This window comes from Marinobacter sp. PE14 (assembly GCF_053566155.1).
Genome location: NZ_JBQXNY010000001.1, coordinates 440,499 through 451,833, shown reverse-complemented (window position 1 = coordinate 451,833; position 11,335 = coordinate 440,499). Strand labels below are relative to the sequence as shown.

13 protein-coding genes are annotated in these 11,335 nt (G+C 56.1%); 9 read left to right on the top strand and 4 right to left on the bottom strand.

Annotation, left to right across the window (positions count from 1 at the left end; all coding sequences use genetic code 11):
* Positions 1-92: 92 nt before the first annotated feature.
* Both ACWJ62_RS02205 and ovoA read left to right on the top strand, forming a co-directional pair.
* Positions 93-1,286, top strand: coding sequence for a multidrug effflux MFS transporter (locus ACWJ62_RS02205; RefSeq protein WP_449284727.1), 1,194 nt, complete (start codon positions 93-95; stop codon positions 1,284-1,286).
* Positions 1,287-1,393: 107 nt separating this feature from the next.
* On the top strand, positions 1,394-3,547 hold the full coding sequence (ovoA, locus tag ACWJ62_RS02200) for a 5-histidylcysteine sulfoxide synthase (RefSeq protein WP_449284726.1): 2,154 nt from the start codon (positions 1,394-1,396) through the stop codon (positions 3,545-3,547).
* Here the strand turns inward: ovoA and ACWJ62_RS02195 are convergent.
* Both ACWJ62_RS02195 and ACWJ62_RS02190 read right to left on the bottom strand, forming a co-directional pair.
* The gene (locus tag ACWJ62_RS02195) at positions 3,522-4,619 is read right to left on the bottom strand and encodes an ADP-ribosylglycohydrolase family protein (protein ID WP_449284725.1); all 1,098 of its coding nucleotides are present in this window, start codon (positions 4,617-4,619) and stop codon (positions 3,522-3,524) included. The two genes, ovoA and ACWJ62_RS02195, sit on opposite strands and share 26 nt — an antisense overlap.
* A gap of 117 nt (positions 4,620-4,736) precedes the next feature.
* A complete protein-coding gene (locus ACWJ62_RS02190; protein WP_449284724.1) occupies positions 4,737-5,183 on the bottom strand; it encodes a pseudoazurin in 447 nt (148 codons plus the stop codon).
* 187 nt (positions 5,184-5,370) lie between these two features.
* Between ACWJ62_RS02190 and ACWJ62_RS02185 the strand changes: the two genes are divergently transcribed.
* Genes ACWJ62_RS02185 through ACWJ62_RS02170 form a run of 4 tightly spaced genes read left to right on the top strand, consistent with a single transcriptional unit; the run spans position 5,371 to position 7,623 of the window.
* Positions 5,371-5,949 (top strand): demethoxyubiquinone hydroxylase family protein, encoded by a 579-nt coding sequence (locus tag ACWJ62_RS02185; RefSeq protein ID WP_449284723.1) that lies wholly within the window; start codon positions 5,371-5,373, stop codon positions 5,947-5,949.
* A gap of 10 nt (positions 5,950-5,959) precedes the next feature.
* Entirely contained in the window at positions 5,960-6,478 is a 519-nt protein-coding gene (locus ACWJ62_RS02180) for a hypothetical protein (RefSeq protein WP_148609269.1), read from the top strand.
* Between the two features lie 13 nt (positions 6,479-6,491).
* Positions 6,492-7,121 carry a DNA-3-methyladenine glycosylase family protein gene (locus tag ACWJ62_RS02175; protein ID WP_449284722.1) on the top strand — a complete coding sequence of 210 codons (630 nt, stop codon included), beginning with the start codon at positions 6,492-6,494 and terminating at the stop codon, positions 7,119-7,121.
* A gap of 10 nt (positions 7,122-7,131) precedes the next feature.
* Positions 7,132-7,623: a nucleoside deaminase gene (locus tag ACWJ62_RS02170; protein ID WP_227499637.1), complete on the top strand. Its 492-nt coding sequence runs from the start codon at positions 7,132-7,134 to the stop codon at positions 7,621-7,623.
* Here the strand turns inward: ACWJ62_RS02170 and ACWJ62_RS02165 are convergent.
* The gene (locus ACWJ62_RS02165; protein ID WP_148609267.1) at positions 7,593-8,459 is read right to left on the bottom strand and encodes a DMT family transporter; all 867 of its coding nucleotides are present in this window, start codon (positions 8,457-8,459) and stop codon (positions 7,593-7,595) included. The genes ACWJ62_RS02170 and ACWJ62_RS02165 overlap by 31 nt on opposite strands.
* Before the next feature lie 119 nt (positions 8,460-8,578).
* Here ACWJ62_RS02165 and ACWJ62_RS02160 point away from each other — a divergent pair, with 119 nt between their 5' ends.
* From ACWJ62_RS02160 to ACWJ62_RS02150, 3 genes are all read left to right on the top strand, one after another.
* The gene (locus ACWJ62_RS02160; RefSeq protein WP_449284721.1) at positions 8,579-9,505 is read left to right on the top strand and encodes a helix-turn-helix domain-containing protein; all 927 of its coding nucleotides are present in this window, start codon (positions 8,579-8,581) and stop codon (positions 9,503-9,505) included.
* 12 nt (positions 9,506-9,517) lie between these two features.
* A complete protein-coding gene (locus ACWJ62_RS02155; protein WP_449284720.1) occupies positions 9,518-10,177 on the top strand; it encodes a hypothetical protein in 660 nt (219 codons plus the stop codon).
* A 114-nt stretch (positions 10,178-10,291) separates the two neighbouring features.
* The gene (locus ACWJ62_RS02150; RefSeq protein ID WP_449284719.1) at positions 10,292-10,822 is read left to right on the top strand and encodes a pilus assembly FimT family protein; all 531 of its coding nucleotides are present in this window, start codon (positions 10,292-10,294) and stop codon (positions 10,820-10,822) included.
* A 34-nt stretch (positions 10,823-10,856) separates the two neighbouring features.
* On the opposite strand, the gene ACWJ62_RS02145 is transcribed toward ACWJ62_RS02150, so the two are convergent.
* On the bottom strand, positions 10,857-11,270 hold the full coding sequence (locus ACWJ62_RS02145; protein WP_449284718.1) for a hypothetical protein: 414 nt from the start codon (positions 11,268-11,270) through the stop codon (positions 10,857-10,859).
* Between the last annotated feature and the right edge of the window lie 65 nt (positions 11,271-11,335).

The window sequence follows — 11,335 nt, the reverse complement described above, 5'->3', positions numbered from 1 at the left end:
ATGGATCATGCACGGGGATTTCTGAAAATACGCATGGTCTGATGAAATATGCCACCGTACTGTTAGGATTCTATCTTTCGAGGAGATCGCTTTTGTCGCATCTGCACCTGGCCATACTGCTGGGCATGACCGTGGCACTCGGGCCATTGGCACTTGATGCCTACTTGCCCGCTTTCCCGGACATTGCTGACGGCCTGGGCATTGATCACGGGCACGTGGGGCTCACGCTCAGCGCCTATGTCACCACATTGGGTCTTGCTCAACTGGTGGGTGGCCCCCTGTCTGACCGATACGGTCGCAAACCGGTGCTTTTCGGGGGGCTACTGATCTTTATGGCAGGCGCGGTCATGGTATCGATGGCGGATAGCCTATCCGACATGGTGTTCTGGAGGATAGCGCAAGGCATTGGTGGCGCCTTCTGTGCGGTGTCGGTTCCTGCGATTGTTCGCGACGAAGTCAGTGGACAGGACGCTGCCCAGCTGTTCGGGCTCATTGGCCTGATCATGTTCATAGCGCCCGCTGCGGCGCCGTCGCTGGGTTCACTGATGCTTGCACTGGGTGAGTGGCACTGGATATTCCTGATGCTGGCCGGTTATGCCGCGTTTCTTGTGCTGACTCTCCAGCTGGCGCTTTTTCCAAGGCTTCAACCGCGCACACCGACAACCACGCCCATTCGCTCCCTGGTGACCAATTACCTGCTGGTGCTCAAACACAAAACCACCATGCGTTTTATCGGCATTCAGGTTCTGTGTTTCAGCACTATGCTCTTGTTCATCACCCACTCCTCATTTATCTACCAGGAATGGTACGGGCTCTCCAACAGCACCTTCGCCCTTCTGTTCGCCGCCAACATTGCGTTCATGGCTGCCCTGAATCTGACCAATCGTCCGCTGCTGAGGCGATTTTCCTCGGTGCAGTTGGTGCGTGCCCAGGTTATTGCACAATGCCTGGCTCTTGTCGCCCTGGTTGCCAGCGTGCAGTTCCAGGGGCCCCTCTGGCTGGTGGCAGGGTGCATTATTGTTGCCATCGGCTGCCAGGGCGGCATCGTGCCCAACAACATGGCGAACGCCATGGAGTTCTTCCCGAATCTCAGCGGCACTGCGGCGGCTCTTCTGGGCGCATCGCAGTTCACCATTGCCGGGGCAGTCAGCACCCTATCCTCTGTCTCTGGAGACCAGACACTCCTGAGCATCGCAGTTTCAATGCTTGCCTGTTCATCGGGTGCCGTTCTTCTTGCACTGGGCGCGCCCCGGGCGGTAGCTTTGGCCAAAGAATCCGGCTTGTAACAATTTCAGCAAAGGAATCGTCTGAACAGTTTTAGGGGGAAATTGAACCATCCCCTACCCACAAGACGTATTGCTGTTAGCAAACACAACAAAGGACGTGTCCAGAAATGACAATGCCAATACCGGAAGTGCAGTCCTCCAGCCGAGCCCTCAAACCCGGAGTCGGCCTGCTCAGAACGCCGGATCTGAGTATTGGGTCTGTGGAGGACAAACGCGCCGAAATCGCTTCCTACTTCACCAACACCTTTGACACCTACACGCGCCTCTTCGACTGCCTCGCCGATGAGTCGGGCTATTTCCAGAAATCGATTCCCCTGAGACACCCTCTCATTTTTTACCTAGGCCACACCGCAACTTTTTTCGTCAATAAACTGGTGCTGGCCAAACTCATTCCAGAGCGCATCGACCCTCACATGGAGTCGATTTTCGCGGTGGGCGTTGATGAGATGAGCTGGGACGATCTGGACGAAGATCATTACGACTGGCCCACCGTTGCCGAGGTGCTGGATTACCGCGCTAAAGTCCGCGCCACCGTTCTGGACCTGATTGAAACACTCCCGCTCAGCCTGCCGATCAACTGGGAGCATCCCTGGTGGCCGATCGTTATGGGTGTTGAGCACGAACGCATCCACCTTGAGACCTCGTCCGTGCTGATCCGGCAACACGACCTCTCAAAGGTGCGGCCGCAGCCAGAATGGGAGCCGATTCGCGAGACTGGGGAAGCACCCGAAAACGAACTTTTCACCGTGCAAGCCGGCACAGTTTCCATTGGCAAACCCTACGAAGACGCCTTCTACGGCTGGGACAATGAGTACGGCGAACACGAGGCCCAGGTTGATGAATTCAGGGCCAGTCAGTATCTCGTCAGCAACCAGGAATTCCTGGAGTTTGTTGAAGCCGGTGGTTACCAGGAAGATCGATTCTGGAATGAGGAGGGTTGTGCCTGGCGGCAATTCGCCAGGGCAAAGCATCCGACTTTCTGGCGCTGGCAGAACGGTTGGCATCTGCGCCTCATGACTGAAGAGGTCGAGATGCCCTGGGACTGGCCCGTCGAGGTGAACTACCACGAGGCCAAAGCGTTTTGCGAGTGGAAACGGGAGCAAACCGGCCAGCCAATCCGCCTGCCAACCGAGGACGAGTGGTACCGCCTGTGCGCCGAGGCCGGCATCGAAGAAGTGGGCCATGATCCCGCAAATGCCAACCTGCATCTCGACCATGGAGCATCTTCTTGCCCGGTTACCCGGTTCCGGCACGGTCAGTGGTTCGACGTTGTTGGCAACGTCTGGCAATGGACGGAAACACCGACCTATCCGTTCGATAATTTCAAGGTGCATCCGCTGTACGACGATTTCACAACGCCGACGTTCGACGGGCAACACAACCTGATCAAAGGCGGTTCGTGGATTTCCTGCGGAAACGAAGCCCGGTTATCGGCTCGTTATGCTTTCCGGAGGCACTTCTTTCAGCATGCCGGCTTCCGCTACATCGCCTCCGAAAGCGAGGCCGTGCAACCCAACGCTTACTATGAAAGCGACCGGTTGTTGACTGAATACGGGGAATTCCACTTCGGTGACACCTGGTTTGGTGTCGAGAACTTCCCGAAAGCCCTGGCGGATCTTGCTCTGGATGCCATGAAGGGCAAACCAACCGGAAAAGCACTGGACTTGGGCTGTGCCTGTGGCCGTTCCAGCTTTGAATTGGCAAGGCGCTTTGACGAGGTGGAAGGCGTCGATTTCTCGGCCAACTTTATCAGGCTGGGCGTGGAGATGGCCGAACAGGGCTCCATTCGCTATGCGCTGGCAGAGGAAGGTGACTTGGTCAGCTATCACACCCGGACACTCAAAGAGCTGGGCCTTGAGGAATGCTCAGATCGGGTAAGCTTCTACCAGGGCGATGCCTGTAACCTGAAACCGCAGTACTCGGGCTACGACCTTGTTCTGGCGGCCAACCTCATTGATCGCCTTTACCGCCCAAGGCGCTTCCTGGACAGCATTCACGAGCGCATTAACGACGGTGGCCTGTTGGTTATTGCCTCTCCGTACACGTGGCTGGAGGAACACACGCCGAAAGAAGAGTGGATTGGCGGTTTCAAAAAGGATGGAGAGAATCACACCACGCTGGATGGCCTGAAAGAACACCTTTCACAGCATTTCCGCCTGGTCAGTGAGCCCAGAAAGGTGCCTTTTGTTATCCGCGAAACCCAACACAAGTTCCAGCATACCCTGTCGGAAGTGACTATCTGGGAGCGGTTGCCGCGCTGATCAGCGCGGTGATTTCCTCACTGATCGCCCCGTGGTCCACCAACTGATCGAACCAGTTGGTGGCCACTTGGTCGGTCGTCAGGCCCAATAGCGTCCCCAGCACGATGCCTCTGTGAACGTTATCGCCACCCAGGTTGGTGTTCATGCGCAGCGCAAGCCATGGATCGTTCCGGTATTTGTAGGCCAGGTACAGAACAACCGGCCAGGAGTCGGAGATATAACACGCCGGCGAATACATCCTGCCCACGACCTGGTTGTCGGGCAGGTTCCGCTTGACCAACCCCGCGACATCCAGCTTGCCAGCCTCTGAAAGCAGCGCCTTGATACCCTCCTCATCGGGACCTTCGAGCAGACCACAGAGGAGTTTCACGTAGCGGTCGCACACCCTCATCAAGCTCTCATCCGGATGGGTCAGCGCAAGATGGTCCCGACAATGGGCCTGAATGCCGGGTACGTCCCTGCCACGGAGTCGCTCTGCAAACACCAGTGCGGCAATCGTCACCAGGCCACCGATGGAAGGCGTATCGTGGGTAACCATGGCACACTGCTGCGCCGGTAAACCCTTCGCATAATTGGCGAAAAACCCTCGATGGTAGGATTCCGCATAGGTGTCCGGATGGGCCGGTGGATCAGCGGTCATAAAGCCGATGTACGCCGAGAGAAACGCCTGAGAACTGTATTCACCGTTCCCGTCCGCCAGGCAACGCATGAGCACGCGGCTGCAATGGGCATTCAGGGTGTTCTCGCCCGCACCCATGCCTTGGTGATAATGCACGTTCGGTACATTCCAGAACTGGTCGCGGCCCTTGAGGATAACCTCGCCCACAATTTGCGGCTCTGCCTCAGCATTATGACCAGAACGGCGACCACCACTGCGGGTGGAATGCAAAGACATGATCGATGAAGGATGGAACTCCGGTGCGGCCTCAAATCGCTGGACCCCTCCCGGAAACGCCTTTTCGATGTCCATCGGGTTGTAGTACCAGTGGACGGGCATGGCGAGGGCATCAGCAACGAACTGTGTTTTCAGTGCGCTCGCAATTCGGGATACATAGTTGGAATCAACGCTCATCACATCATCTCCTGACACAAACGCCTCGTAATCCCGTTGCTGTCAATTACAGACAGTTTTCTGAGGCACACAAAAAAACCGCGCCCCGGAGGGCGCGGTTATGATCAGACAATCTAATCACTGCACTTGCTCGAAGTAACCGGTCAGCCGGTCCTTATTCGTTGCAGCGGCTGCAGTGAGCTTATCCACCGCGGCTTTCGCAGCGTCATAATTGACCGCTTCACCTACCTGAATCACACCAGCCATGTTCAAAGCAGCGTGGGGCGTGCACTTATACACATATACGCCCTCTTCACTGAGCGTTACGGTAACACCCTGATTCATGGCACCCTGCCAACCTTCCGCGCCCTCAGGCACTTCTACGGATACTGAATTATGCGCCGGATCAACCAGCACGAATTTGACAGTATCGCCGGGCTCAGCTTTGACGAATCCGGGTTCAAAAACCATGGCACCGTCAGCGCCGGAGTTCTTCATTTCAACGACGTGTTCGGCAGCCATTGCAAAGCCAGAAATCATACTTAAAGCGGCTGCGGCGACGGTATGTTTGAACGATAACTTCATAGTGACTTCACCTCATTGGTTGGCCATCGAAAGTATTTAGTATTACGCACCCTACCCTCTCCAAGATCCCTTTCGACTCTAAGGGCATATCCTTATGGGAATGACACTCCTGGTTTGCCAAGGATCATTTCTGAGAACCAATGAGGGTCTGTTTCGTAGAAACTGCCATAGTGTCTACGGATATTGAATGATGGCGGAACTACAGATCGACGGGATACACCACCAGCAGCTCTCCCACCTTGGAGTGAGCAGGCAGTTCGAGCAGGAGCTGCGTTGCAGTCATGCGGGAGAAACCGGTGCCGTGTGGATTTACCGGGGAATTCTGGCTACGCGACCCCGAAAAGAGCTGCTGGATTTTGCAACGGAGCACCTGGCCTCGGAGAGCGAGCATCTGCGCTTCTTTAACCAGCTTCAGTGCTGTTATCGCCCGAGCCTGCTGCTGCCACTGTGGCGCCTGGCCGGCTTTTTGACCGGTCTTATCCCGGCCTTAATGGGAAAACAGGCGGTTTTCGCCACGATCGAAGCCGTGGAAACCTTTGTTGACCTGCACTACCAGGAGCAGATCAAAACGCTTTCCCCGCATGCATGGCGCGAGTCGGAGCGGGCTATACTTGCAGGATTCGAGACATGCCGGCTCGACGAAGTCCACCACCGTGACGAAGCCGGGCAATATCGATCCGCTGAGGCGAGTCTTCTTCTGAGGCTATGGACAGGGCTCGTGGGGGCCGGTTCCAAAGCGGCTGTCCAGTTTGCCCGACTGATTTGAGAGTCATTCCATGAGCCTGATATCCAAACCCTTTGATGACAGCGGCGTTGAAATGGTGGACGAGATCGCCCAGTACGGTACTGCCATCTCGAAACGGCTCGAACAATTCCGATCTAAACGCCAGCTTCGCCACGACTCACCCGGCGGCTACTCCGGCATCGTGATCGCGGCTTCCATCTGCAGTGCGATGGGAAACATCATCGAACGCTCGAACCAGGAGCCTTTTCGTGACGGGTACGCCCGAGCGGCCCAAACGTTTTTCTTTGAACACGTCTCCCCGGATGCACCATCAATCCCTGCAACTGTTGAGGATTGCCGCTCTTCGCCCGAGCTCCTGCAGGTCATCAACGCCTTATTGGCAGATGACCAGATACTGCCCGCGGATGGCAGCGTTTCACTCCAGACTGTCATGATGGCTCTGGTCTGGTCGGCACTGACCTTTGCAATGGAGTCTCTACCGCCGGAGCAAGCTCGCTCCTATGTGCAACAGCAGATTTTGAACGGAGACCGGGAATCGGCTCGCCATTAGGCAAAAGGGGTTTATGCAACAAAAGACGATCACTGACGAAACCTTGAGGATGGGCGTTGACGTCCTGACTGAGAAAGATCCCGACCTTTACGAGGTGCGAGCCCGACTTGGATACCCGCCAACCTGGACTCGCGAACCCGGGTTTGCATCCTTGGTCCACATCATTCTTGAACAACAGGTCTCGATCAAAGCCGCCGCCACCATGTTCCAGCGGCTCGAGTCCCACCTTGAAACGGTAACGCCTGACTCTGTGAGGGGCGCCGGCGAGTCCGGGCTCAGGAATGTCGGGCTCACACGGCAGAAATCCCGGTATTGTGTTGGGCTGGCCAACCGGATAGCGAATGGTGAGCTCGACCTCTCCCGGCTCTCAACACTTGACGATGCCGAGGGCCGAAGCCACCTTTTGGGTATACCCGGTTTGGGGCCCTGGACCGTCGATATCTATTACATGATGGCCTTGGGCAGGCCGGACGTCTGGCCCCAGGGCGATCTGGCACTGGCATCCGCAATACAGGACATCAAAAAGCTCGATGCCCGACCGACAAAGAATGAGCAGTTGGCCTTTGCCGAACAATGGGGGCCGTGGCGCGCGGTAGCGGCTCGTATGCTCTGGATGCATTACCTCGACGCCCGAGGTCAGTGAAGGAGGAATTGTGATCTACGAAACTGAAATGAAACACCTTGCCCGCTGCGTGGAACTGGCTTCAATGGCCGTTGATAGCGGGAACCCGCCGTTTGGCTCTGTGCTGGTGGATGAGACCGGTGCCGTCAGGTACGAAGGACACAACGAAACCGCTGGCGGTGATGAGACCCGCCACCCGGAGTTCGAGATAGCCCGTTGGGCGGCTGCCAACATGACCCCGGACGAGCGAGCAGCTTCAACGGTCTATACCTCTGGCGAACACTGCCCGATGTGTGCGGCTGCCCATGGTTGGGTGGGCCTCGGCCGCATCGTCTACGCAAGCTCGTCAGAGCAGCTTTCAACCTGGCTGGACGAACTGCATGTGGCGCCACCGCCCGTTGCAACCCTGCCAATCAACCAGGTGGTTCCGGGCGTTCCCACCGAGGGCCCCTTCCCCGCGCTGGCAGACGCAGTGCGCGAGCTACACCAGCGTTATGCTTTGGCCGATCGAAACAAAACATAATTTCCCAGCAGGGCCAGTGATGCGCCCAGCACCGCGGTTGCTGTCCATTCAAAACCCTCGAGCCAGGTCGACACACTCAGGGCGACCACCGGGAAGAGCACGGTGGCGTAGCCAGCCTTGTCGGCCCCGAGAGTCTGGATAACGGTGATGTAGCAATAAAAGGCAATGATGGAGCCGGGCACCGCCAGGAAGACGGTTGCCCCCCAGAATGTCGCCGCAGTGGGGACCACCCATTCCACACCCTGAATCAGGCACCAGATGCCAAGAATCACCGCGCCGTAAACCATGGCCCATGCGTTGGCGAGGAAGAGCGGCACCTTTGACATCCGCACCTTGATGCTGACCAGGTTACCCATGGAAAACCAGAAGGTTCCGGCAATCGCGAACAGAATGCTGGTCGCCGTGGCATTGCCAAGCTGCAGATCATGCCAGAACAGAAGGGCCACGCCCGTGATACCCAGAGAAATTGCCGGATAGAGCCGGGCAGTCGGTCTCAGGCGCAACCAGAGCCAGCCATTCAGGGCGTTAAACAGAGCGGCCAAAGAAAACACCACCGCCAGCAAACCGCTTGTCATGGATTCAGCTGCACGATAAATCAGCAGGAAGTTGATGCTGTACAGGGTTGCCCCCTGCAGCACCAGCCAGCCGTGCTGTTTGAGGGTCAGTTTTTCCAGCCTGCGCACCAGAGTTACAACCAGCAATGCGACGGCAGAGGCCATGACGAATCGGTAGAAAACGGATATATCGACCGGCGCCGCTTCAACCTGCAAACGAATCGCTGTCCAGGTGAGTCCCCAGATCAGTACCGTCAAACCATAGTGAACAGAGATGGGCATGGCGTTGATTCCTGTTGCTATCGGGAACAATCGTTGAGCAGCGACCAGCATAGGGCTCAAACCACACCAAAACTTGTCAGATCCTGCTGAACCATGGATGATTCTTGCGGAGGTTCCCTATGCAGACTGATTCCGAACCCATGCCCGAATGCCCAAAACAATTGCAGTCGGCCAATCGCGACATTGTCGATACCCTGAGAACGGCTGGCGTCGCTCCGCAGCGAATGCTGGAACTGGATCAGGGACGGGCTCTGGCGCAATGGCAGAATCGTCAGGGCGAGGTGCGTTACGAGCGGCCAAGACACCATGCTCTGAGCATCTACATAGACAAGGGCGAGCAGGCCCGAAGGGTATTGAACGGAAAGGTTGTAAGCCAGGGCTTTCCGGGCGCCGTTTGCCTGTTCCCGGCAGGCAGCCGCTCACGTTGGCAAATCAGCGGACAGTTCGAATTTTTTCATCTCTATTTCAATGATCTGGACGTCGCCCGGTGCGCCGAACAGACCTGGGATGCCGATCCGGACAAGCGTCAGCTTTCCGAGCTGTACCACGCCGAGGATCCGGTTCTCGCCCAGGCCGGCAAGCTACTGGCACTCAGCGACTGGCAAGCTCCCGGCCAGACCATGGCCATGGACCACCTGGCACAATGGCTTCTCCTCCAGGTTGTCAGCCGCCATTCCAGCGTCCGACAGACACTGCCGGAAGTCACAGGGCAGTTGTCACTTCGGTACCGCAGAATGCTGCAGGAACGCATCCACGCTCATCTGGATCAGTCATTAACGCTTGCCGACATGGCCAGTTGGGTCAACCTGAGCCCCTATCATTTTGCCAGGCTTTTCAGGGCAACGTTCGGTTGTGCGCCTTATCAATATGTTCAGGAACAGCGATTGGTCCACGCCCGAGAACGGCTTGGAAATAGTAGAGACAAGATCACGGCTATTGCGCTGTCATGCGGGTTCAATGATTCCAGTCATTTCAGCCGGGCATTCAAATCCAGGTTTGGAATAACGCCATCGGCCTGCCGAGCAGAAGCCCACTTTAACCACTGACCCTGGAGACCTATGCGCATTCGCATAACGCACCAACGGATTACTCTTGCTCTGCAATTGATACTGCTTGGTGAAGCAGTGTTTGCCGTCTGGGGCCAACGATGGTTCACCGCTTTCTTGACGGCAATGATTATCGCCATCACGTTCTTCCCCCTACTGTTTGAACGCCGTTTCCGTATCCACATTCCCCCGGAGTTACAGCTGGCCGCCATCGGGTTTGTGTTTGCTTCCCTGTTTCTCGGAGAGATCCGCGATTACTACACGCGATTCTGGTGGTGGGACATGGCGCTGCACACCACGTCAGGATTCTTGTTGGGTATTTTGGGTTTCCTCCTGGTGCACATCATGAACGAGACCGAAAAGATTCACGTGCACATGAATCCTGGCTTTGTCGCATTTTTCGCGTTCATGTTTGCACTGGGCGTGGGCGCACTGTGGGAGGTTTTCGAGTTCACCATGGATTCCCTGTTTGGCATGAATATGCAAAAACCCATGCTTGATGATCCTTCCGGACTGACGGATACCATGTGGGACCTGATCGTGGATGCGACAGGGGCACTGGTCATTTCAATATTGGGATGGCGCTACCTGAAGAACCCTGACAAACGTTCCTTTCTGGAGCGCTGGATTGACTCTTTTATTGAAAGAAATCCGAGATTTTTCAAACGTTAATGATTTTAAGGAAATGACATGCAAGTCTGATGACCCCGTCAGAGAGGGCGTGGCGTCATGACCTGTCAAATGGGATAATGCGTGCAAATTCAAATCCGTCGAACGAAGCCATTCATGTTTTTATCGTGTAAGAACATCTCAGACTCACAAGGCTTTACCCTGATCGAGCTGGTTCTCGTCATCGTGATACTTGCGGTATTGGCTGCGTTTGCGCTACCCCGTTTCTCGGACCTCTCAACCGATGCCCGCCTGGCCGCACTGGATTCACTGGCAGGCACGATGAAAAGCACCATTGGAATTGTAAGAAGCAAGGCCTATGCTCAGGGGCTGTCCCCTGCAGCAACCAATCCTGGCGGGAATCAGCAGACTGGTTACGTAATAGAAACCGAAGCCGGTCGTTCAGAGGTGGACTGGCGCAATCTTTGTCCTGAAAGCCGGGCCGAGGCCGCAGATTCGCTAACAATGCTTGATTACATCTCGGTGGACGCCAACGATGCCTCCCTGGAGACGTTCGTTGACAACCAGTACACCCGCGTAGGGTTTTCTTTGCCTGCCGGATCTGGCGCCGGCCCGGGCTGCTATGTCGAATACGATTCCTTCGGCGATCCAGAATGCACGGTGACCCAGATAACCTCGGAATGCTGACACACGTTTTCTCTAAAAATCGTTGGAATGTGGCCTACTTTACCAAGCCTGAACGGGGCGCAAGGCAAGCCATCGCCGTGAGCGAAACATCCCGAAAAGTCGCCTCTGAAGCAACAACACTCGGGAATCGATCGTAAAGCATCCGACGGCAAGTAGAGGTTCTTGCCTCGGCTTTTTCGACGCAATCAACGTGGGCCTTCGTGCCACTGCCCTCGCCCGTGGCGTCTGAACAGAAGTCCGGAATCTGGGTAAAAATCCAGTCAACTGCAGCACTGAGTTCAACAGGATTGGCCCGCAGATTGGTCAGGCGGTTTGCATCGATGGGGTCGGGCTGTTCACGGGTCTGGTCCCATAGAACAAACAGCAGGGCGGCAGATACCAGTGCAACAGTGACCTTGGGAAACTTCATGGGCGCCTTTTCAATCCGGTGAATCAGATCGCCGATCATAAACGCTCAGGCATCTGCTGTCCCGGTTTCCTATACTAATCTGGATTTCACACAAATGGGCTTTC